Origin of the sequence: Variovorax sp. YR266, from assembly GCF_900107295.1 — a bacterium.
Classification (GTDB): domain Bacteria; phylum Pseudomonadota; class Gammaproteobacteria; order Burkholderiales; family Burkholderiaceae_C; genus Variovorax.
In genome coordinates this window covers 37,747-59,981 of sequence record NZ_FNPM01000001.1, presented here as the reverse complement: position 1 = coordinate 59,981, position 22,235 = coordinate 37,747, and the positions used below count along the sequence as shown (strand labels likewise).

Here is a 22,235-nt window from a genome sequence, read left to right as displayed (position 1 = left end):
GCGCCTCGCGCACTGCATGCAAAAAAGCCCCGCTGGAACCAGCGGGGCTTTTTTATTTCGTCGACCCGGTCTCGGGTTCGGGGGTATCCGGCTTCGGTGGAATGGAGCGCTTCGCCACCTGTTCGCCGAAGGCCACGAGCACGCTCGCATCGGCCGAGTGGAACCACGTCATGCCGCCGCAGCGCCGCCGCACCAGCAGCCGCGGCGCGATCACGCGTTCGAGCAGGCGGATGTGCACCAGCTTGAGCTGCGCCACTTCCTGCGCGCTCACGCGCTTGTTCCATAGCCAGGTCTGGATCAGTACGTCGCCTTCGAGCCGCGTGCGGCTGTAGACGATCCAGTAGCCGACCCACACCACACATAGCGCTGCGATGCCGAACACCACAAGGGCGCTCGTGGACCACGCGGTGCTGCGCAGCGAGGGCAGGCTCCAGATCGCGAAGGCGAAGAGATCGACCACCAGCACCACCGCCAGCGTGCGCAGCAGCGCAGGGAAGGCGGGGCTTTCGAGCGAGGGGGTGCTGCCGCCGTCGTCGCTCACGGCTTGGTGGCTTCGCCGGAAGCCGGCGGCGCCACCGGTGTTTCTTCCGGCGTCTTCTTCTCGTTGCCGAACGGGTCTTCCATGTTCACGCCATTGCTGTCGGGCGCGGGCGGCGGCTCTGCGTCGGCGGGCATGTCGAGGTTGACCTTGTCGATGTCGACGACCTTTTCCTTCTCGAGGAACACGGTGACCGTCTGCGGGAAGAAGATCACGATGGCCACCAGCAGCAGCTGCATCAGCACCCACGGCACGGCGCCGAGGTAGATGTCGCGCGACTCCACCTTCTTGGGTAGCGCCCCGTTCTTGAAGAGAGTGTCGGCAATGCCTCGCAAGTAGAACAGCGCGAAGCCGAAGGGCGGGTGCATGAACGAGGTCTGCATGTTCACGCACAGCAGCACGCCGAACCACACCATGTCGATGCCCAGCTTGTGGGCCACGGGGCCCAGCAGCGGCAGGATGATGAACGCGATCTCGAAGAAGTCGAGGAAGAACGCGAGGAAGAACACAAAGATGTTCACCGCGATCAGGAAGCCCACCTGGCCGCCCGGCAGGCCCGAGAGCATGTGCTCGATCCACTTGGCGCCGTCGACGCCCTGGAACACCAGCGAGAACACGCGCGAGCCGATGAGGATGAACACCACCATCGCAGTGAGGCGCATGGTGCCTTCCATCGCGTCCTTCATCAGCTGCCAGTTCAGGCGGCGATGGATCAGCGCGAGGATGAGCGAGCCCACCGCGCCCATCGCACCGGCTTCGGTCGGCGTGGCGATGGCCTTGTCCATGAAGGGCAGGCCGCCCATCGAGCCGAGCACTGCGAAGATCAGGATGGCCGATGGGATGATGCCGCGCAGGCACTTGCCCCACAGCGCCCAGCCGTTCAGCGTACGTGCGCTGGCCGGCAGGCCCGGCACGTAGTGCGGGCGCAGCCGCCCGACCATGAAGGTGTAGATCGCGAAGATGATGACCTGCAGGATCGACGGACCCCAGGCGCCCTTGTACATCTGGCCCACGTCGGTGCCGAGCTGGTCGGCCATGACGATCAGCACCAGCGAAGGCGGCACCAGCTGCGTGATGGTGCCCGACGCGGCGAGCACGCCGGTCGAATAGCGCATGTCGTAGCCGTAGCGCATCATGATTGGCAGCGAGATCATCGCCATTGCGATCACCTGGCCGGCCACCGTGCCGGTGATGGCGCCGAGGATGAAGCCCACGATGATCACCGAGTAGCCGAGGCCGCCGCGGATGGGACCGAAGAGCTGGCCCATCGAGTCGAGCATGTCCTCCGCCAATCCGCATTTCTCCAGTACGGCTCCCATCAACGTGAAGAACGGGATCGCGAGCAGCGTCTCGTTCGACAGGATGCCGAACACGTTCAGCGGCAGGTTGGCCATGAAGCCGGCCGGGAACCAGCCCATCTCGATGGCGAAGAAGCCGCAGATCAGGCCGAGGGCGGAGAGCGAGAACGCGACCGGGAAGCCGATCAGCATGATCACCACGAGCCCCGCGAACATGATCGGGGCGAAATTTTCCATGTGCATTTCTACTTATCCTGCGGTGCGGGAGAGGGCTAGACCAGAAGGGGCGCGAGGGATGCGAAAAGCGCCCGTCACTGCACCGGCTTCTCGTAGTGCGTGTCCATCTCGATCAGGCCGCGCAGGTAGGCAATGCGCTTGATGATTTCCGAAACGCCCTGCAGGAACATCGCGGCGAAGCCCACGGGCATCAGCAGCGCGGCGGGCCAGCGGATCAGGCCGCCGATGTTGCCGGACATCTCGCCCGTGACCCACATGTTCCAGAACATGGGCCAGGTGACGTAGGTGAAGAGGGCCATCACCGGCAGCAGGAAGAAGATCAGGCCGAACAGGTCGACGTACACCGGCCCGTAGCCCTTGAGCTTGCCGTAGATGATGTCCACGCGCACATGCTCGTTGAAGCGAAGCACCACGGGCGCGCCGAGCATCACGGTGGCGGCGAACAGGTACCACTGGATCTCGAGGAACGCGTTGTTGCTGAAGTCGAAGCCGTAGCGGACGAGGGCGTTGGCCGCCGAGATGAGCGAGGCCGCCAGGACGGCGTAGCCGGCGATCTTGCCGAGTTTTTCGCTGATCCAGTCCATGCCGGTCGCGAATTTGAGGAATGCAGACAAGGGGGTGTCTCCCGCGAAGCCCAAGGTGAAACGCCGGCCCCTGGTGGGAGCTGCGCAAAGCCCGAGATGTTACCCCGTTGAACCTTTGTATCTACTTGGCATGAGGGGCGGGGTTTACCCGGAATCCGGGTCTTGTCCGGGGCGTGGGAGGCGGCCCTGGTCGCCATAATCGTCCATGTCTTCGCGCCTTCCGCCTTCGACGCCTTCGGGCGCCATGGGCCTGCCCCATTCGATCGATTCGCCCGACATGTGCCGCGCGGGCCGCGAGTTGTTGTCCCTGGCGCTGATCGACGCGCGCAACCACACGCTGCATCTGCTGTCGCTCTATGAGGAGGCCCTGGGCGCCGAAGCGCTTGCCGTGCCGCCTGTGCCCGAGGAAGAGGGCGTGGTGCCGCCGGTCTGGCTGGCCGGCCACATCGGCTGGTTTGCCGAATGGTGGATCGGGCGCAACACCCAGCGCGCCTTCGGCGTCGACTGCCCGGTGCGGCCCACGCGTCTGGCGCCCATCGACCCCGGCGCCGACGACTGGTGGAACCCATCACAGAGCACACCGGGTCGCCGCTGGTCGCCCGACCTGCCCGACCTCGCCCAGACCAAGGCCTACCTGCTCGAAACGCTGGAGAGCACGCTCGAGCTGCTCGAGAACGCAGCCGAGACCGATGCCGGCCTGTACTTCTACCGCCTCGCGCTGTTCCACGAAGACCTGCGCGGCGAGCAGTTCGTGGTGATGGCGCAGACACTGGGGCTGCCCCTGGGCGTCGAGCAGGCGCCCATCGCCGTCACGCGCGAGCCGCTGCTGCTGCCTGCCACGCGATGGGAGCTGGGCATGCCCGAGGGCGGCTTCGCCTTCGCACAGGAGCGCAGCGCGCACCGGGTCGACGTGCCCGAGTTCGAGATCGACGCGCAGCCCGTCACCTGGAACCAGTACATCGAATTCGTTGACGACGGCGGCTACGACCGCGAGGAGCTGTGGCATGGCGAAGGCTGGCGCTGGCTCGGGGCGCAGATCGAGGGCCGGCGCGGGCCGCGCCATGTCGAGCAGATTGGCGCGGCGCGCAACGGCACGGGCGGTTCGGTGCTGCAGCAGCGCTTTGGCGTGACAGTGCGTGCGGCAGGCCACCACAGCGCCGTGCACCTGAGCTGGTGGGAGGCCGACGCCTGGGCGCGCTGGGCCGGGCGGCGCATCGCGACCGAAGTCGAATGGGAGATCGCTGCGCACACGGCCGGGCGGCGTGGCTTCCGGTGGGCCGACGTTCACGAGTGGACGGCGGGCACGCTGCAGCCGTGGCCGGGGTATCGGGCCGACCCGTGGAGCGCGGGGGGAGAGTTCGATCCTGCGGCTGCTTTCGGCCGGGCCCGCGTGCTGCGCGGGGCTTCGTTCGCGACGCGTGCGCGCCTGCGTTCTCCGCGCCGCCGTGGCTTTGCGCTGCCCGAGCGCGATGACGGATTCTTCGGCTTCAGAACCTGCGCGCTGTAGAGACAGTCAGCGCTCGCCGCCGGCTTCCGAAGACAGCGGCGGCGCCACTTCCTCCAGCGGCTTGCGCTCAGCATCAGCCGCATAGCGCAAGGCCAGCAGCCCCGCGACAATGACCAGCGCCGCGCCGATGCCGTAGCCCACCATCACCGCGCCCCGGCTGCCGGTTTCGATCAGCAGGCCGAACAGCAGCGGCGCAGCGAAGCCGCCCGCACCCATGCCGACTGCATAGAAGATCGCGATGGCCATGGCACGCATCTCGAGCGGAAACACCTCGCTCACAGTGAGGTACGCCGAGCTCGCCGCCGCCGACGCCAGGAAGAACACCGCCGACCAGCACAGCGCCTGACTGCGCGCATCGAGCCAGCCCATCATGAAAGCCCAGCCCGTGAGCGCGAGGCCGACGCCCGCGAGTACGTACGTCAGCGCGATCATCCGGCGCCGGCCCACGCTGTCGAACAGCGGGCCCAGCAGCAGCGGCCCGAGCACATTGCCCAGCGCGAACGGAAAGATGTAGAGCGCCACGCTGCCTTCAGGCACGCCGTAGAAGCGCGTGAGCACCAGCGCATAGGTGAAGAAGATCGCGTTGTAGAAGAAGGCCTGAGAGATCATCAGCGCCAGCGCGACCATGCTGCGCTGCGGGTAGCGCCTGAGCAGCACGCGCGCCACTTCGCGCATCGACGGGCTGTTGGCGCGCGCGGCCGTGTAGTTCACGACAGAGCCTTGCGGCGCGGGCAGCGGACCGTGCTGCGCCTCGATCTCCGCTTCGATCTGGTCGACGATGCGTTTGGCCTCGTCGGCGCGTCCGTGTGCAATGAGCCAGCGCGGGCTCTCGGGCACGTCGCGCCGCACCAGCAAGATAGCCACCGCCAGCACCGCGCCCAGCGCAAAGCCCGCGCGCCAGCCCCACACCGGGCCGATCACGCGAGCGTCGAGCAGCACCAGGCTGAGCGCCGCGCCCAGCGCCGCGCCAATCCAGAAGCTGCCGTTGATCGCGAGGTTGACGCGCCCGCGCACGCGCGCCGGGATCAGTTCGTCGATGGCCGAGTTGATGGCCGCGTACTCGCCGCCGATGCCAAGCCCCGTGACGAAGCGGCACAGCGCGAAGAAAGCAAAGTTGGGAGAAAACGCAGTGGCCAGCGTGCCGACCGTGTAGACCACCAGCGTGATGAGAAAGAGCTTCTTGCGCCCGAGCCGGTCGGTGAGCCGGCCGAAGAGCAGCGCGCCGAGCACCGCGCCCGCCACGTACACCGAGCCCGACAGCCCGATCTCGCCGGCCGTGAGCCCCAGCGTGTCGGGCCGCTCCAGCACTGCGCCGATGGAACCCACCAGCGTGACTTCGAGCCCGTCGAGCACCCAGGCCACGCCCAGCGCGATCACCACGCGCCAGTGCCAGCGCGACCACGGCAGGCGGTCCAGGCGGGCGGGGATGTCGCTGCTCAGTACCGTCATGCCGCCGATTATTGGGAGGCGGCCGGCGTGCCGCCTGTAGGACCCGGCCTCCGATCAGGCCGGGAGCCGGAGCAGGCTCAGGCCGTCTCGGCCAGCGCGTCCGCCAGTGCGTTGACCATGCGGTCGATCTCGGCCTTCTCCGCGATGAAGGGCGGGGCGAGCTGGATGGTGTCGCCGCCGTAGCGCACGTAGAAGCCCTTCTTCCAGCAGTTCATCGCGATCTCGTACGGGCGGCGTGCAGGCTCGCCCGGCAGCGCGGCGATCGTGATGCCGGCGGCGAGGCCGTAGTTGCGGATGTCGGCCACGTGCTTGCTGCCCTTCAGGCTGTGCACGGCGTTCTCGAAATGCGGCGCCAGCGCCTGCACGCGGCCGATCATGTCTTCCTTCTGCAGCACGTCGAGTGCGGCGATGCCGGCGGCGCAGGCCACGGGGTGTGCGCCATAGGTGTAGCCGTGCGGGAACTCGAGCATGTAGTCGGGGCCGCCCGCGGCCATGAAGGTGTCGTAGATCTCCTTGCTGGCGACTACTGCGCCCATCGGCTGCGCGCCGTTGGTCACCTGCTTGGCGATGTTCATGATGTCGGGCGTCACGCCGAAGGCTTCCGCGCCGGTGAGCGCGCCGCAGCGGCCGAAACCGGTGATCACTTCGTCGAAGATCAGCAGGATGTTGTTGGCCGTGCAGATGTCGCGCAGGCGCTTCAGGTAGCCCTTGGGCGGAATCACCACGCCGGCCGAACCCGCGAAGGGTTCGACGATGACGGCCGCGATGTTCGATGCGTCGTGCAGCGCGATCAGGTCGAGCAGGCGGTCGGCCAGCTCGGCGCCGTTCTCGGCCATGCCGCGCGTGAAGGCATTCGATGCGAGTTGCGTGTGCGGCAGATGATCGGCTTCGACGCCCTGGCCGAAGAGCTTGCGGTTGGCCGCGATGCCGCCGACCGAGATGCCGCCGTAGTTGACGCCGTGGTAGCCCTTCTCGCGGCCGATCAGGCGCGTCTTGCTTGCCTGGCCTTTGGTGCGCCAGTAGGCGCGCGCCATCTTCAGCGAGGTGTCTGCGGCCTCGGAGCCCGAGCCGGTGAAGAACACGTAGTCGAGGCCCGCGGGCGTCATTTCCTTGATCTTGTTGGCCAACTCGAAGGAGAGCGGGTGGCCGAACTGGAAGGCGGGCGAGTAGTCGAGCTTGGCGATCTGGCGGCTCACCGCCTCGGTGATTTCGGGGCGGCCGTGGCCCAGGCCCGAGCACCACAGGCCCGAGAGGCCGTCGAAGATCTTGCGCCCGTCGATGTCGGTGAAGTAGGCGCCCTTGGCCTCCACGATGATCCGCGGATCGGCCTTGAAGTTGCGGTTGCCGGTGTAGGGCATCCAGTGCGCGTCGAGCCAGGCGGCGTCGGTGCGCGCGGTGGGCGTCGGTTCGATGGCGGGCGTTGCGAGGGTCATGGCGCTTCCCGCACGGGGCGGGCTCCGGGGGTGATGGGATGTGCCGATTGTTGGCAGAGCCTTCAGTGTGGAGAATGGCGCAATATCAATGTTCACTTGACACTTCATGCAAGTAAAGGCCAAAGCCCGAAGCGGTACCCAAAACAGTGCCCGCAACCGCGCCGTATTGGGGCAGCTCAGCGACATGGACCTGCGCCTGCTCAAGGTGTTCAAGAGCGTGGTCGACTGCGGCGGCATGGCGGCCGCCGAGCTGGAGCTGAACATCGGCACCTCCACGGTGAGCCGCCACGTGAAAGACCTGGAGACGCGGCTCGGCCTCGTGCTGTGCCGGCGCGGGCGGGCGGGTTTTGCGCTCACCGCCGAGGGGCAGCGCGTATACGACGAGACGCTGCGCCTGCTGGCCTCGGTCGACGCCTTCCGCGGCAGCATCGACGACATCCACAACCGCATGGGCGGGCAGCTGGACGTGGCGCTGTTCGACAAGACGGCGACCAACCCGAAGGCGCGCATCGGCGAGGCCATCGCGCGTTTCACCGAGATCGCACCCGAGGTGACTCTGGCGCTGCACGTGGGCTCGATCAACGCCATCGAGCAGGGCGTGCTGGAGGGCAATTTCCAGATCGGCATCATCCCGGCGCATCGCAGCTCCAAGAGCCTTGTGTACGCCGACCTGTTCGACGAGACGATGCTGCTGTATTGCGGCGCGAAGCACCCGCTGTTCGGCGCCGATCACGCCAGGCTCACCTGGGCCAAGTTGCGCGAGCACCATTTCGCGGGGCTCGGCTACCACTCGCCGAACATGGAGCTGAGTCACCGCGCGAAACTGTCGCGCAAGGCCACCGGCTTCGACCAGGAGGCGATTGCAACGCTGATTCTTTCGGGGCGCTTCCTGGGCTTTCTGCCCGACCACTACGCGCAGGTGTTCGAGCAGCGCGGGCTGATGAAAGCGGTACTGCCGGCGCGCTTCAACTATGCGTGCCGCTTCGTCAGCCTGTTGCGGCGTTCGCCGAAGCCGTCACGTGCGGTGCTGGCGTTTCAGGAATGCCTGGAGAAGGCGCACCGGTAAAGCAGGTCAGCGCTGCCCGCTCGGCAGCAGCAGATGCTTGGCGCCGATATGCGCCTCCATCTCGTGCATGTGCTGCTCGGCATCGATCATGTGCTCGGACATCAGCCGGCGCACTTCTTCGGCGTCTTCCTTGCGGTAGGCGGCCAGCAGCTGCGTGTGATAGTCCACGTTGGCCTCGCCGAAGTGGTGGTGGTCCAGCGCCTTCTTGTAGACCACGAGGTCGCGCAGCAGGTCGTTGAGAAAACGGCACATGAAGGAGAGCACCGGATTGGGGCAGCTCTCGGCCAGCATCGTGTGAAAGCCGAGTTCGGCCTCGCGCTGCGTGCGCAGTTCGTCTTCGTTGGTCGGCTCGATCGTGCACAGCCGGACGTTTTCTTCCAGCTGCTCGAACTGCTCGGGTGTCAGTCGGCCCACCACGCTCACGGCCAGCTCGGGCTCCAGCGCCTTGCGCAACTGGTAGATGTGATGGCCGTCGAGATGGTGAAAGTGCAGGAAGTTGCGCAGCGGCTCCGATGCATGGTCCACCGACACCTGCTGCAGATACGCCCCGCCGCCGGGGCCGGTGCGGATGGAGACCAGGCCGCGCACTTCCAGCGCCTTCAAGGCCTCGCGCACCGTGCTCTTCGAATAGCCGAAAAGCTCGATCAGTTCTTTCTCGTTCGGCAGCCGGTCGCCGGGCTGCTTGCGCTCCGCCACGATCCAGCGCTTGACGTCTTCGACGATGACGTCCGAGAGCTTTTGCCGCTTCGGGCGGTTCTGCCCCACTCTCATTCACACGCTCCATGCCCATCGGGAGATGCGCGGGATGCGCAACAGCGGGCGATCTTAAACGGCGTCGTGCGACGGGGCGGTCTGGTTTTGGGCACAAGGATTGCTAGCGGGTTTTTACCAGCATATTAATCCGATTTATCCGCTTAAATTAGCCGGCGATCGCAGGCACCACCTTTCCCTTACTTCCCACCACGACCGGAGAACTCATGCAACGCAGACATCTTCTTCAGCTGGCCGCCCTGTCGGCTGCCCCCGCTTCGCTCCTGGGCGGCCGCGCCGCCTTTGCCCAGTCGGCGGACGCGATCCGCTTCGGCTGCCCGGTCCCGATGTCGGGTGCCTTCGCAGCCAATGGCAAGTTCGCCGACCTGGGCATGAAGCTGGCCATCGAGCAGTACGGCAGCGTGCTGAAGCGTCCGTTGGCCTACACGGTGCTCGATACCGAAGGCAAGCCGGCCACCGCGGTGCGCAAGGTGCAGGAAGCCTCGCAGCAGCAGGGCACGAAGTTCTTCGCGGGCGGCATCCTCTCGTCGGAAGCGCTGGCCATGGGCAAGGAGGCCGAAAAGGCCGGCGGCCTGTTCATCACCACCGCCGGCGCCGATGAAATCACCGGCAAGGACTGCAACCCCGCCACCTTCCGCTGGTCGGTGCCCACCTTCGGCGCCATCGAGCAGACGGTGCGCCCGCTGATCGCCTCGATGCCGAAGGCCAAGCGCTGGTACACGATCACGCCGCAGTACGTGTTCGGCGACGGCCTGCTGAGCGCGGCCAAGAACATCTTCCAGGAGAAGGGCATCGAGCACGTGGGCAACAGCTACCACTCGCTCAACGAGAAGGAATTCAGCGGCTACCTCACCAACGCCATGGCCGCCAAGCCCGACGTGCTGCTGCTGCTGAACTTCGGTGCGCAGTCTTCGGCCGCGCTGCGCCAGGCGGTGAGCTTCGGCATGCACAAGAACATGACGATCCTCATGGCCTGGGCCTCGGGGCTTGAGCAGTTCGACGAGCTGGGCGCCGACCTGTGCGACGGCGTCTACTTCGGCGCGCAGTACTGGCACACGGCCGACACCACGCTCAACAAGGACCTGGTGAAGCGCACCGCCGACAAGCTCAAGATCGTGCCCAACTACAGCCTCGCGGGCTCGTACGTGTGCACCAAGATCCTGATCGATGGCATCGTGAAGGCCGGCACCGTGGACCAGAAGGCGGTGATTGCCGCGCTCGAAGGCATGAAGTTCGACGGCCTCACCGGCACCGAGGAAATCCGCAAGGCCGACCACCAGGTCATCAAGGACTACTACCTGCTCAAGGGCAAGGCGAAGTCGAAGATGAAGGACGCTGCCGACTACGTCGATGTGGTGAGTTCGGGCAAGTCCTTCCTGCCCGTCGACAAGACCGGCTGCAAGCTGGCCTGAGCACGCAAGGACACCGACGCGCCCATGTCCGTCTACCTGCTCCAGACCATCAACGGAATCGGCATCGGCATGCTGTATTTCCTGCTGGCCGTTGGCTTGTCCATCGTGTTCGGCCTGCTGCGCTTCGTGAACTTCGCGCACGGGGCTTTCTATCTGCTGGGTGCCTACCTGTGCTACCAGGCCATGCAGTGGGGCCTGAACTTCTGGGTCGCGCTGCTCGTGGTGCCGCTCGCCGTCGGCGCGCTGGGCTGGCTGGCCGAGAAGTTGCTGCTGCGCCGCGTGTATGCCAAGGCGCACGAATTCCACATCCTCGTGACGGTGGGCCTCGCGCTCGCGGTGCAGGAGATCGTGATCGTGTTCTGGGGCCCGCTGGGCAACAGCGTGGCCACGCCCGACCTGCTGCAGGGCGTGGTCATGTGGGGCGCCTTCGTCTATCCCAAGTACCGGCTGTTCGTGATCGGCTTCACCGCCGTGCTCGCGGTGCTGCTGTGGTGGGTGCTCGAAGGCACGCGCCTGGGCAGCGCGGTGCGCGCGGGCAGCGAATCGACCGAGATGGTGTCGCTGCTTGGCATCAACGTGTTCCGCGTGTTCAGCCTGGTGTTTGCGCTTGGCGCGGCCACTGCTGCGCTGGCCGGGGTGCTGGCCGCGCCGATTCGGGGTGCGGAGCCTTTCATGGGCGTCGAGGCACTGAGCGTGGCCTTCGTGGTGGTGGTGATCGGCGGGCTCGGCAGCTTCGGTGGCGCGCTCGTGGGCGGGCTGGTGATCGGCATCGTTCAAAGCCTCATGAGCACCATCTGGCCGCCGGGGGCGAGTCTGATGATCTACATCGCGATGGCAGCCGTGCTGCTGCTGCGCCCGCATGGCCTGCTCGGCCGCAAAGGATGAACGACGTCATGCCGAGAAAAATCACATTCCTCCTGGCGCTGATCGCCGCGCTGGGCCTGCCGCTGGTGCTGAGCTCGGGCTCGCTCGCGAGCGAAGTGCTCATCTACGCGCTGGCAGCGCTGGGCTGCAACCTGCTGCTGGGCTACACGGGGCTGCTGTCCTTCGGGCAGGGCATCTTCTTCGGGCTGGGCAGCTACACCATCGCGATTCTGCTCACGCGCCTGCACCTGCCCATGCCGCTCGCATTGCTCGCGGCCATGGCCATGGGTGCGATCGGCGCGGCGGTGGTCGGCTGGGTTGCCATCCGCCAGCGCGGCACCTACTTCGTGATGCTCACGCTGGCCTTCGCGCAGATGTTCTATTTCATCGCCTACACCGCGACCGACCTCACGGGCGGCGACAACGGCCTGCTCGACGTGCCGCGCCCCGGCTTCATGGACACGCCTTGGAAGTACTACGCCTTCGTCGCGGTGATCTTCCTGATCGCCTTCGGCCTGCTGCTGCGCGTGACCGATTCGATCTTCGGCCGCACGCTGCTCGCCATCCGCGACAACGAGGATCGGGCCGCCGCCGTGGGCTACGACCTCAAGCGCTTCAAGCTGCTGGCCTTCATGATCTCGGGTGCCGTCACCGGTCTGGCGGGCGGGCTGCACGCCATGATGACCGGCATCGCGCCGCTGTCGAACGCCGAGTACCACACGAGCGAAATGATCCTGGTCATCACCGTGATCGGCGGCACCGGCAACCTGTTTGCCTCGGTGTTGGGCTCGGCCTTCTATGTGCTGCTGGCCGACTGGCTCTCCACGCTGTGGCCGCGCTGGCTGCTGCTGCTTGGGCTGCTGCTGATCGGCGTGAGCATCGGCATGCAGCGCGGGCTCTGGGGGCTGGGCGAGGGCATCTGGAAACGCATCTTCCGGCGGACGCCCCCGGCTCCAAACGCCTCCGCTGCGCAAGGAGAAAAGGCATGAGCGACGTTCTCATCGAAGCCATTGGCGTCACCAAGCACTACGGCAAGTTCGCCGCGCTCGGCGGGGTCGACCTGAAGATCAGGCGCAACACCGTGCATTCGGTGATCGGCCCCAACGGCGCGGGCAAGACCACGCTGTTCCACATGCTCACGGGCACCGGCACGACCACTGGCGGCCGCATCCTGTTCGACGGCCACGACGTCACGCGCGAGCCCGACCACCGGCGCGTGCAGCGCGGCATGGCGCGCTCGTTCCAGGTCACGGCGCTGTTCCTCAGCCTGTCGGTGCGCGAGAACCTCCGCGTGGCGGCGCAGGGCGTTTCGCCGCGCCAGGCCATGAACTGCTGGCGCGCGCCGGTCGGCGAACTGGCCTGCACGCAGACGGTGGACGAGGTGCTGCAGCGCGTCGGGCTCGAACGGCTGGCGAACACGCCGGCCAGCGAGCTTTCGCATGGCCAGCAGCGCCGCCTCGAAGTGGGCATGGCGCTGGCCGCCAGGCCGAAGGCCATCTTCCTCGACGAGCCGACCTCGGGCATGGGCATCGACGACCTCGACGACATGAAGCAGCTCATTCGCAGCCTGCGCGACCGGCACACCGTGGTGCTGATCGAGCACAACATGAACATCGTGATGGACATTTCCGACACCGTGACCGTGATGCAGCTGGGCCGCGTGCTCGCCGAGGGACTGCCGGGCGACATCCGTGCCGATGCGCGCGTGCGCACGGCCTATCTGGGCAACATGATCACCGGAGGCAAGGCATGAGCGGCCAGAACATCCTCGAAGTCGAAAAACTCCATGCGCATTACGGCAAGAGCCACGTGCTGCAGGGAATCTCGATGCGCGTGGGCGAGGCCGAGCTCGTCACGCTGCTGGGCCGCAACGGCGCGGGCAAGTCGACCACGCTCAAGAGCATTGCTGGTGCGGTCACCCCCACGAGCGGGCGCGTGCGCTTCCAGGGCGCCGACATCGCGGGCATGCCGCCGCACCGCATCGCCACGCGCGGCGTGTGCCTGGTGCCGGAGCACCGAGGCGTCTTCAAGCTGCTGACGGTAGAAGAAAACCTGCTGCTCGGCCTGCGGCGCGAATCGCCCTGGCAGCTGGCCGACATCTACCGCATCTTTCCGCGCCTGAAGGAGCGGCGGCGCAACGGCGGCGGGCAGCTCTCGGGTGGCGAGCAGCAGATGCTGGCCATTGGCCGCGCGCTCATGAACCACCCGCGCCTGCTGATCCTCGACGAGCCGGTCGAGGGCCTGGCGCCGGTGATCGTCGAGGAGATCGTCGCGCAGCTGAAGACCATCAAGGCGGCCGGCGTGGCCATCCTGCTGGTCGAGCAGAACCTCGAAGTCTGCGTGCAGCTGGCTGATCGCCACTACATCGTGGAGCAGGGCGTGATCGTGCACGAGGCCGGCAACGCAGCTTTCATGGCCGACCATGAAGTGAAAGACCGCTATCTGGGCGTGGGCCTTGCTTGAGGCTTCCCGCAACACTCATCCTTATCGCAAAGCCATGAACTCACACACTGAACTCCGCATCGACGGCCAGCGGCTCTGGAACTCGCTGATGGAACTGGCGCAACTCGGCGCCACCGAGAAAGGCGGCGTCTGTCGCATCGCGCTGACCGACCTCGACCGCCAGGGCCGCGACCTGTTCGTGCACTGGGTGCGCGAGGCGGGCTGCGAAGTCCGCGTGGACGCCATCGGCAACATCTTCGCGCGCCGCGCCGGCCGCAACAACGCGCTGCCGCCCGTTACCACCGGCAGCCACATCGACACGCAACCCACCGGTGGCAAGTTCGATGGCAACTACGGCGTGCTCGCGGGGCTGGAGGTGATCCGAAGCCTGAACGACGCGAAGATCGAAACCGAGGCGCCGCTCGAAGTGGCGGTGTGGACCAACGAGGAAGGCTCGCGCTTCGTGCCCGTGATGATGGGCTCCGGCGTGTTCGCCGGTGCGTTCACGCTCGAGCATGCACTGGCGCAGTGCGACAACGACGGCGTCAGCGTGTCCGACGCGCTTGCCTCCATTGGCTACGCGGGCAGCACGCCCGCGTCGGCAACAACATCGCCGGTGGGCGCGTACTTCGAGGCGCACATCGAGCAGGGCCCGGTGCTCGAAGCCAACGAACGCGTGATCGGCGTGGTCGAAGGCGCTCTCGGCCAGCGCTGGTACGATGTGGTGGTGCAGGGCATGGAAGCCCATGCCGGCCCCACGCCGATGGAACTGCGCAAGGACGCGCTGCTGGCCACCTCCGAACTCGTGATCGAGGTCAACCGCATTGCGCTCGCCCACGCGCCGCATGGGCGCGGCACGGTCGGCTGGATCGACAACTACCCGAACTCGCGCAACGTGATCCCGGGCCGCGTGAAGCTCAGCGTCGACCTGCGCGCGGCCGACGACGTGGTGCTGTCGGCCATGGACGCCGAACTGAAAGAAGCCGTGCAGCGCATTGCCATGAAGGGCAAGGTCGAGATGTCGGTGGAGCAGGTCGTGTACTTCCAGCCGCAGCCCTTTACGCCGAAGCTGGTGTCCGCAGTGCGCGAAGCCGCGCAGGCGCAGGGCATGACCTGGATGAACGTGATCAGCGGCGCGGGCCACGACGCGGTGTACCTCGCACGCGTGTGCCCCACGGCCATGATCTTCGTGCCTTGTCTCGACGGCATCAGCCACAACGAGATTGAGGACGCACAGCCCGACCATCTCGAAGCCGGCTGCAACGTGCTGCTGCAAGCCATGCTGCAAAGCGCGGGAGTCGTGTCGTGAAGGCGTGGAGCCGCGCCCTGATGGCGCTTGCCCTCGCATGGTCCGTGGTGCCGGCAGGCGCTGCCGAACCCATCCTGGTGGGCCAGTCCGCGGTACTGACGGGGCCGCTGGCACCCAACAGCCTCGCGTTCATGGAAGGCCAGACGCTGTTGTTCGACCAGCTGAACAAGGCCGGTGGCATCGGCGGGCGGCCCGTCAAGATGATCACGTACGACGATGTCTATGCGGCCGACAAGGCCGCGGCCAACGCCGAGAAGCTGCTGGGCACCGACCGCGTGGTCTGCCTCTTCGGCACCATGGGCACGGGCATCGGCGCGGCCATGGCGCCCGTGGCGGCGAAGTACGACAGCTTCATCTTCGGGGGGCTGACCGGTGCTGCGGTGCTGCGCGGGCCGAAGGTGCCGATCTATCACGTGCGCGAGTCGTATGCCGACGAAGTGCGGCGCGTGATGACCCACCTGGCGACGGTGGGCCTGACGCGCATCGCCATCGTCTCCAGCGACGACGCCTACGGCAAGGGCATCGAGAAGGACGCGATAGACGCGCTCCAGAAGAACGGGCTGTCCCAGGTGCTGGCGCTGCGCTTCGACCCGCAGGAAAAGGAACCGACGCGCGCCGCGCAGCAGATCATTGCCAGCGGCGCGCAGGCCGTGTACGTCATTGCGGCCGGCATGCCGGCGATCAACATGATCCGGGCGCTGGTCGCCGCGCCGATTCATCCGCAGATCTATACGAACTCGGTGGCCAGTTCTTTCCTGCTCTACAAGGAGCTCGGCGAGAAGAGTCGCGGCATCGTGCTGTCGCAGGTGATGCCGCCGTTCTGGAAGACCCGCTTCCCGATCGTCGACGAGTACCAGCGCGCGCGCAAGAGCGCGGGCAGCGAGGGCGAGGGCTCCTACCTGGGCCTGGAGGGCTACATCACGGCCAAGGCGTTTGCGGAAGCACTGCAGCGTGTCAAGGGGCCGATCACCACCGAATCGCTCAGGCGAACCATCGAGACCTCGCCGCCCATGAACCTGGGTGGCTACATGCTGACGTTCAAGGCCGACAACCGCAACGGTTCGAATTTCGGCGACATCACGATGCTGGCAAGCGGCGGGAAGTTTGCTCAATGAAAGTCTTGATAGCGCGCCTCAACCACGAGACCAACACCTTCTCGCCCGTGCCCACGCCGCTCGCGGCCTTCGGGCCCGACGGGCCGACCTTCGGCGAGCAGGCTTACCGCGACAACAAGAGCATGCGCACGGCGATGTCGGCCTTCATCGACCTGGCCGAAGCGGCCGGCGCCGAACTCGTCACGCCGGTGTCGGCTTCGGCCAACCCAAGCGGGCCGGTCGACGCGCAGGCCTACACGCTGCTGACGCAATGCATCGTCGATGCGGCTGCGGGCTGCGATGCCATCCTGCTCGACCTGCACGGCGCGATGGTGGCGCAGAACAGCGCCGACGGCGAAGGCGACCTGCTGGTGCGCCTGCGCGCGGCGGCACCGGGCGTGCCAATTGGCGTGGCGCTCGACCTACATGCCAACGTCACGCCCGAGATGGTGGAAAACGCGGACGTGATCGTCGGCTTCAAGACCTATCCGCACATCGACATGTACGAGACCGGCGAGCACGCCGGCCGCCTGCTGCTCGACCTGCTGGCCGGGCGCAGCAAGCCGGCGATGCGCTGGCACCGGCTGCCGCTGATGGCGCACACGCTGCGCAGCGCGTCGTTCACCGGCGCGATGCAGCGCGCCATCGAGGCGGCGCGCGAGGCCGAGAAGTCGGAGTCGCTCGCGGTGTCGATCCTGGCGGGTTTTTCGCTGTCGGACATCGAGTCGCCGTGCATGAGCGTGATCGTCGTCGATGCGCAGTCGCCCGAGCGCGCGCAGGCCACGGCCGACCGCATCGCCGCGCAGATGTGGAGCGAGCGCGAGGCCTTCATCTACCGCAGCGAACCGCTGGCGCAGTCGATCGGGCGCGCGAAGCTGATTGCCGAGGGCGCGACGCGCCCGGTGCTGCTGCTCGACCATGGCGACAACTGCATGTCCGGCGGCAGCTGCGACACCATGGACGTGCTGCAGGAGGCGCTGGCGCAGGGGCTGCACGGCATCGGCGTCGGGCCGCTGTGCGACCCCGAAGCGGTGGCGCAACTGGTCGCGGCGGGCGAGGGCGCGCAGGTGACGGTGGCGCTCGGCAACAAGGTCTCGCTCGAAGGCATCGGCCTCTCGAAGACGCCGGTGCGCCTGACGGGCACCGTGCGAACCATCAGCGAAGGCGAGTACGTCATTACCGGTCCCACGTACACCGGCCAGCGCAGCAGCATGGGGCGCACGGTGCTGTTCGACATCGGCACGGCGCGCATCGTGGTGACCGAGCGCACGCAGGAGCCTTGGGACATCGGCGTCTTCGAATGCGCGGGGCTCGATCCGCGCAAGGAGCGCTTTCTGCTGCTCAAGTCGCGCATGTATTGCCGGCCGGTGTTCGAGCCGCTGTCGGCCGCGCTGGTGGAGTGCGACAGCCCGGGCGTTACGAGCTCGGACTACAGCCTGTTCCCGTTCAGCAAGGTGCGCCGGCCGGTGTTTCCGCTGGATGCGAACGCCTCGATGGACGCTGCAGCATGACCTGAGACGTCATCGACGCGAATCGCGTGCGACGCGACCATTCCTTCACCCCGCGATGTTGCGGGTCGAAACCCTCGAAAGGAATCGTCATCATGAACACCGCCGCACACGATGCCACCGCGATCGCCCAACGCTACATCGCCGTCTGGAACGAAACCGACGCCGCGCGCCGCGCCGCGCTGATCGAAGCCGGGTGGACCGCCAACGCCCGCTACGTGGACCCGATGGCGCAGGCCAGCGGGCACGAGCAGATCAGTGCGCTGGTCGGCGTGGTGCACCAGCGCTACCCGGGCTTTCGCTTCAACCTGCTGGGCAAGGCCGATGCGCATGGCGATCACCTGCGTTTCTCGTGGACGCTGGGGCCGAGCGGAGCGGAAGACCTGATCCAGGGCACCGACTTCGTGCGGCTCGATGCAGGCAAGCTCAGTTCGGTGACGGGCTTTCTGGACAAGGTGCCGGTCGGCGCCTGAGCCTGAACGAAAGCTGAACGCCGGCGCTCAATCCGGCGCGCCGGCCGGCCGTCCACGCCACAGCTTGCGGTAGACGGTCGCCCGGCTGATGCCCAGGGCCCGCGCCGCTTCCGCCACATTGCCGCGCGCATCGGCCACTGCCTTGCGGATCAGCGCGGTTTCCACATCGCGCAGCCGCGGGCGGGTGTCGGGAGCAGGCGCGCCCGCCGTGCCGCTGGTGCTGCTGCGCTGGGGTCGCACCTGCACTCGAAGGCCCGACCAGAGCGGCACTTCGAGCACCGCGTCGGCGCGTCGGGCCGCGTCGAACATCATGTGCAGCGGCAGCGCGAACAGGTCGTTGAAGTGCAATGCATGCTCGCTGCGCGGCAGCGGCTGGTGCAGCATCTGCCGGGCCGCCGCGTTGGCGCCCGTGACGCTGCCGGTGGCGTCGATGCACAGCAGACCCTCGGTGGCCTCGCTGTTCGTGCTGCCGGGCCACGCCAGGTGCAGCAGCAGTTCGCAGGGCTCGCGCATCACCAGCATGTTCTCGATGCTGCGCGCCGACAGGGTGGCCAGGTGGCGCAGCTCGGGTCGTTCGACCACCTGCACGCCGGTCAGGTCGAGCATGCCGATGCAGTCGCCACGGGGGCCGAAGAGCGGGGCGCCGGCGCAGCTGTAGACGCCGGTGTCGTCGAAGAAATGCTCGCCACGGTGCAGCCACACCGATTCCTGCTCGGCCAGCGCGGTGCCGATGGCGCTGGTGCCGATGGCGCGCTCAGACAGGTCGACGCCGACGCGTCCGATGTCGCGTGCATACCGGCTGGCGGCGTCGGCGCCGTCAGGCAGGTTGCCCACGTCGATGACGATGCCGTCGGCATCGGTCAGTACGGCGAAATAACGGGTGTCGGCAATGGCGCGCGACAGTCGCTCTATCACCGGGCGGGCCGCCGAGACCAGCGCCCGGTTGCGCTCGGCGACGTCGCGGCTGGCCGAGCGGCTCACCGGGTCGAAGCTGACTCGCTGCTGGGGCCGGCGACCGGCCTCGATGCAGCGCTGCCAGGAACGGGTGATCCACGAATCGACGCAGGCGGCGCCGCGCGCCCGGGCGGCCGACTCGCCCTCGATCACTTCGCGGCGGGCTTGGGCAATGGCCAGGGAACGCTCAGGCGATGGCGAAACGATAGAGACGGGCATCGTGGTTTTTCGCGCGTGTGGGGCGGCTTTTCCTGGCTCGCCGGACGGCAAGCTGTTTCATTTTGAGAATTTCGCGCGGTCTGTGCAAGTGTCAAGGGTTTTGCCTAGGATAGTGCGAAAGGTCGGCATCCAAGATGCTTTTGCTGAAACAGCCATCACCTTTAACGGAGACAGCCAAATGCAGGTCGCTTTCAAGGTCAACGGCCGTCAGGTCACGGTCGACGCTCCTCCCAACACCTTCCTCGTCTACGCCATCCGGGAGCACCTCCATCTCACCGGTACCCACGTTGGCTGCGACACCGCCCAGTGCGGTGCCTGCACCGTCCACGTGAATGGCCGGGCCGTCAAATCTTGCAATGTGCTGGTAGCCCAGGCAGCCGGCGCGGACATCACCACCATCGAGGGCATTGCCGAGGCTGACGGCACCATGCACCCCATGCAGGCGGCCTTCAAGGAATGCCACGGCCTGCAGTGCGGTTTCTGCACCCCCGGCATGGTCATGAGCGCCATCGACCTGTGCACCCACCACCCCAAGTCGAGCGAGTCGGAAATCCGCGAACTGCTCGACGGCAACCTGTGCCGCTGCACGGGCTACCAGAACATCGTGAAGGCAGTGAAGATGGGCGGCGAGGCAATGGCCTCGGGCACTCCCGTCAAGACAACCGTAACGGCATGAAGGGAGCGACATCATGGGTGCTTCCGACTTCTCGAACCTGCCGCACATCGGCGAGGCGCTACGGCGCAAGGAAGACTACCGCTTCCTGACCGGCGCCGGCAACTACACCGACGACATCACGCTGGCCAACCAGAGCCATGCGGTCTTCGTGCGCTCGCCGCACGCCCACGCCGCCATCAAGTCGATCGACATTGCCGAGGCACTGAAGATGCCCGGTGTGATCGGTATCTTCAGCGGCAAGGACATCGAAGGAAAGATGGGCGGCCTGCCTTGCGGCTGGCTCATCAACAACCCCGACGGCACCCCCATGAAGGAGCCGATGCACCCGATCCTCGCGATCAAGAAGGTGCGCTACGTGGGCGACCATGTCGCGATGGTCGTGGCCGAGACGGTCGAGCAGGCCAAGAACGCGGCCGAGGCGGTGGTGGTCGACTACGACGTGCTGCCCGCACTCGTGAGCGTGGCCGATGCGGCGAAGAAGGCCGGCGGCGCGGTGCTGCACGACGAGGCGCCCGACAACCAGTGCTACAAGTGGGCGCTGGGCGACAAGGCGGCGGTCGATGCGGTGTTCGCCAATGCCGCGCACGTCACCAAGCTCGACCTGGTCAACAACCGGCTGATTCCCAACCCCATCGAGCCACGCGTGGCCATCGGCAGCTACAGCCGGGGCACCGACGACTACACGCTCTACGTGTCCAACCAGAACCCGCACGTCGAGCGCCTGCTGATGACGGCCTTCGTGCTGGGCCTGCCAGAGCACAAGGTGCGGGTGATAGCGCCCGACGTGGGCGGCGGCTTCGGCTCCAAGATCTTCCTGTATGCAGAAGACGTGTGCCTGACCTGGGCCGCCAAGCAGCTCAACCGCAACATCAAGTGGACGGCGGAACGCTCGGAGTGCTTCCTGTCTGACGCGCATGGCCGCGACCATGTGAGCCACGCCGAAATGGCGATGGACAAAGACGGCAAGTTCCTCGCGCTGCGAGTGCATACAGACGCCAACCTCGGCGCCTACCTGTCGACCTTCTCGACCGCGGTGCCCACCATCCTCTACGCCACGCTGCTGGCGGGCCAGTACACCACGCCGCAGATCTACGTGGAGGTCGACGCCTGGTTCACCAACACCGCGCCGGTCGATGCCTACCGCGGAGCGGGGCGGCCCGAGGCTACCTACCTGCTGGAGCGGCTGGTGTCGCGCTGCGCCTGGGAAATGAAGCTGGGGCAGGACGAGATCCGCAAGCGCAACTTCATCAGCACCTTCCCGTACCAGACGCCGGTGGCGTTGCAGTACGACACGGGCGACTTCCACGCCTGCATGGACAAGGCCCGCGTGCTGGCCGAGGTCGATGGCTTCGCGGCGCGCAAGTCGGCCACCGAGGCCAAGGGCAAGCTGCGCGGCATCGGCTACTCGAGCTATATCGAGGCCTGCGGCATTGCGCCGTCGAACATTGCCGGGGCGCTTGGCGCGCGGGCGGGCCTGTTCGAATGCGGCGAGATCCGCGTGCACCCGACCGGCAGCGTGACCGTGTTCACCGGCTCGCACAGCCACGGGCAGGGCCACGAAACCACCTTCGCACAGGTCGTCGCGGCGCGGCTGGGCATTCCGGTCGAGAACGTCGACGTGGTGCATGGCGACACCGGCCGCGTGCCCTTCGGCATGGGCACCTACGGTTCGCGCTCCATCTCGGTGGGCGGCGCGGCCATCATGAAGGCGCTCGACAAGATCGAGACCAAGGCCAAGAAAATCGCCGCGCACCTGATGGAGGCGAGCGACGCCGACATCGAGTTCGCCAACGGCGAGTTCACGGTCAAGGGCACCGACAAGAAGATCCCCTTCGGCCAGGTGGCGCTCACGGCCTACGTGCCGCACAACTACCCGCTCGACAAGCTGGAGCCGGGCCTGAACGAAACCGCCTTCTACGACCCGACCAACTTCACCTTCCCGGGCGGCACCTACATCTGCGAGGTCGAAGTCGACAAGCAGACCGGTGAAGTCAAGGTCGACCGCTTCACTGCAGTGGACGACTTCGGCACCATCATCAACCCGATGATCGTCGAGGGCCAGGTGCACGGCGGGCTGGTGCAGGGCATCGGCCAGGCGCTGCTCGAAAACTGCGTCTACGACAACGAGACAGGCCAGCTGCTCACCGGCAGCTTCATGGACTACGCCATGCCACGAGCAGGCGACTTTCCGCAATTCAAGCTCGACACCGTGTGCACCCCGTGCACACACAACCCGCTCGGCACCAAGGGCTGCGGCGAGGCGGGGGCCATCGGCTCGCCGCCGGCCGTGATCAATGCGGTGCTCGACGCGCTGGCGCCATTGGGCGTCAAGGATTTCGATATGCCTGCCTCTCCCAGCCGCGTCTGGGAAGCGATGCAGGCCGTGGCCCAACACTAAAAC

Annotated in this window: 20 protein-coding genes; 13 read left to right on the top strand and 7 right to left on the bottom strand. The window is 66.8% G+C overall.

Features of this window, described 5'->3' with window-relative positions; genetic code table 11:
• Nucleotides 1–52: 52 nt before the first annotated feature.
• From BLW48_RS00295 to BLW48_RS00285, 3 genes are all read right to left on the bottom strand, one after another.
• Nucleotides 53–541 (bottom strand): hypothetical protein, encoded by a 489-nt coding sequence (locus BLW48_RS00295; protein ID WP_093171963.1) that lies wholly within the window; start codon nucleotides 539–541, stop codon nucleotides 53–55.
• Complete coding sequence (locus BLW48_RS00290; protein WP_093171961.1) at nucleotides 538–2,079, bottom strand: TRAP transporter large permease; 1,542 nt, start codon at nucleotides 2,077–2,079, stop codon at nucleotides 538–540. The genes BLW48_RS00295 and BLW48_RS00290 overlap by 4 nt, the downstream gene beginning before the upstream one ends.
• A gap of 68 nt (nucleotides 2,080–2,147) precedes the next feature.
• Nucleotides 2,148–2,687, bottom strand: a complete 540-nt coding sequence (locus tag BLW48_RS00285) for a TRAP transporter small permease subunit (RefSeq protein ID WP_093075336.1) — start codon at nucleotides 2,685–2,687, stop codon at nucleotides 2,148–2,150.
• A gap of 175 nt (nucleotides 2,688–2,862) precedes the next feature.
• Here BLW48_RS00285 and BLW48_RS00280 point away from each other — a divergent pair, with 175 nt between their 5' ends.
• Nucleotides 2,863–4,164, top strand: a complete 1,302-nt coding sequence (locus BLW48_RS00280; protein ID WP_256328824.1) for an SUMF1/EgtB/PvdO family nonheme iron enzyme — start codon at nucleotides 2,863–2,865, stop codon at nucleotides 4,162–4,164.
• A 6-nt stretch (nucleotides 4,165–4,170) separates the two neighbouring features.
• On the opposite strand, the gene BLW48_RS00275 is transcribed toward BLW48_RS00280, so the two are convergent.
• Together BLW48_RS00275 and BLW48_RS00270 are read right to left on the bottom strand one after the other, a co-directional pair.
• Nucleotides 4,171–5,613 carry an MFS transporter gene (locus BLW48_RS00275; protein ID WP_093171959.1) on the bottom strand — a complete coding sequence of 481 codons (1,443 nt, stop codon included), beginning with the start codon at nucleotides 5,611–5,613 and terminating at the stop codon, nucleotides 4,171–4,173.
• A gap of 77 nt (nucleotides 5,614–5,690) precedes the next feature.
• Nucleotides 5,691–7,046, bottom strand: a complete 1,356-nt coding sequence (locus BLW48_RS00270) for an omega-aminotransferase AptA (protein ID WP_093075329.1) — start codon at nucleotides 7,044–7,046, stop codon at nucleotides 5,691–5,693.
• A gap of 106 nt (nucleotides 7,047–7,152) precedes the next feature.
• On the opposite strand from BLW48_RS00270, the gene BLW48_RS00265 reads away from it, so the two are divergent.
• Nucleotides 7,153–8,112, top strand: a complete 960-nt coding sequence (locus tag BLW48_RS00265; RefSeq protein ID WP_093050000.1) for a LysR family transcriptional regulator — start codon at nucleotides 7,153–7,155, stop codon at nucleotides 8,110–8,112.
• 6 nt (nucleotides 8,113–8,118) lie between these two features.
• On the opposite strand, the gene BLW48_RS00260 is transcribed toward BLW48_RS00265, so the two are convergent.
• Nucleotides 8,119–8,883, bottom strand: a complete 765-nt coding sequence (locus tag BLW48_RS00260) for a FadR/GntR family transcriptional regulator (RefSeq protein ID WP_093075324.1) — start codon at nucleotides 8,881–8,883, stop codon at nucleotides 8,119–8,121.
• 206 nt (nucleotides 8,884–9,089) lie between these two features.
• On the opposite strand from BLW48_RS00260, the gene BLW48_RS00255 reads away from it, so the two are divergent.
• The 9 genes from BLW48_RS00255 to BLW48_RS00215 all read left to right on the top strand — a co-directional run bounded on the left by BLW48_RS00255 (nucleotide 9,090) and on the right by BLW48_RS00215 (nucleotide 17,985).
• A complete protein-coding gene (locus BLW48_RS00255) occupies nucleotides 9,090–10,295 on the top strand; it encodes an ABC transporter substrate-binding protein (protein WP_093171957.1) in 1,206 nt (401 codons plus the stop codon).
• Nucleotides 10,296–10,319: 24 nt separating this feature from the next.
• Entirely contained in the window at nucleotides 10,320–11,180 is an 861-nt protein-coding gene (locus tag BLW48_RS00250) for a branched-chain amino acid ABC transporter permease (RefSeq protein WP_093050009.1), read from the top strand.
• Nucleotides 11,181–11,188: 8 nt separating this feature from the next.
• Nucleotides 11,189–12,148 carry a branched-chain amino acid ABC transporter permease gene (locus BLW48_RS00245; protein ID WP_093173196.1) on the top strand — a complete coding sequence of 320 codons (960 nt, stop codon included), beginning with the start codon at nucleotides 11,189–11,191 and terminating at the stop codon, nucleotides 12,146–12,148.
• Nucleotides 12,145–12,912, top strand: coding sequence for an ABC transporter ATP-binding protein (locus tag BLW48_RS00240; RefSeq protein WP_093050013.1), 768 nt, complete (start codon nucleotides 12,145–12,147; stop codon nucleotides 12,910–12,912). The genes BLW48_RS00245 and BLW48_RS00240 overlap by 4 nt, the downstream gene beginning before the upstream one ends.
• Nucleotides 12,909–13,622: an ABC transporter ATP-binding protein gene (locus tag BLW48_RS00235; protein WP_093050016.1), complete on the top strand. Its 714-nt coding sequence runs from the start codon at nucleotides 12,909–12,911 to the stop codon at nucleotides 13,620–13,622. The genes BLW48_RS00240 and BLW48_RS00235 overlap by 4 nt, the downstream gene beginning before the upstream one ends.
• Before the next feature lie 34 nt (nucleotides 13,623–13,656).
• Nucleotides 13,657–14,910 (top strand): Zn-dependent hydrolase, encoded by a 1,254-nt coding sequence (locus tag BLW48_RS00230; RefSeq protein ID WP_093171955.1) that lies wholly within the window; start codon nucleotides 13,657–13,659, stop codon nucleotides 14,908–14,910.
• On the top strand, nucleotides 14,907–16,025 hold the full coding sequence (locus BLW48_RS00225) for an ABC transporter substrate-binding protein (RefSeq protein ID WP_093050022.1): 1,119 nt from the start codon (nucleotides 14,907–14,909) through the stop codon (nucleotides 16,023–16,025). Before BLW48_RS00230 ends, BLW48_RS00225 begins: the two co-directional genes overlap by 4 nt.
• Nucleotides 16,022–17,515: a M81 family metallopeptidase gene (locus BLW48_RS00220; protein ID WP_093171951.1), complete on the top strand. Its 1,494-nt coding sequence runs from the start codon at nucleotides 16,022–16,024 to the stop codon at nucleotides 17,513–17,515. The genes BLW48_RS00225 and BLW48_RS00220 overlap by 4 nt, the downstream gene beginning before the upstream one ends.
• A 92-nt stretch (nucleotides 17,516–17,607) precedes the next feature.
• The gene (locus tag BLW48_RS00215) at nucleotides 17,608–17,985 is read left to right on the top strand and encodes a nuclear transport factor 2 family protein (RefSeq protein WP_093075307.1); all 378 of its coding nucleotides are present in this window, start codon (nucleotides 17,608–17,610) and stop codon (nucleotides 17,983–17,985) included.
• A 27-nt stretch (nucleotides 17,986–18,012) separates the two neighbouring features.
• Here BLW48_RS00215 and BLW48_RS00210 read toward each other — a convergent pair whose 3' ends face one another.
• A complete protein-coding gene (locus BLW48_RS00210) occupies nucleotides 18,013–19,158 on the bottom strand; it encodes a helix-turn-helix domain-containing protein (RefSeq protein WP_093050031.1) in 1,146 nt (381 codons plus the stop codon).
• A 178-nt stretch (nucleotides 19,159–19,336) separates the two neighbouring features.
• Here BLW48_RS00210 and BLW48_RS00205 point away from each other — a divergent pair, with 178 nt between their 5' ends.
• Both BLW48_RS00205 and BLW48_RS00200 read left to right on the top strand, forming a co-directional pair.
• Nucleotides 19,337–19,834 carry a (2Fe-2S)-binding protein gene (locus BLW48_RS00205; RefSeq protein WP_093050034.1) on the top strand — a complete coding sequence of 166 codons (498 nt, stop codon included), beginning with the start codon at nucleotides 19,337–19,339 and terminating at the stop codon, nucleotides 19,832–19,834.
• A 13-nt stretch (nucleotides 19,835–19,847) separates the two neighbouring features.
• Complete coding sequence (locus BLW48_RS00200) at nucleotides 19,848–22,232, top strand: xanthine dehydrogenase family protein molybdopterin-binding subunit (RefSeq protein ID WP_093050036.1); 2,385 nt, start codon at nucleotides 19,848–19,850, stop codon at nucleotides 22,230–22,232.
• Nucleotides 22,233–22,235 lie beyond the last annotated feature (3 nt).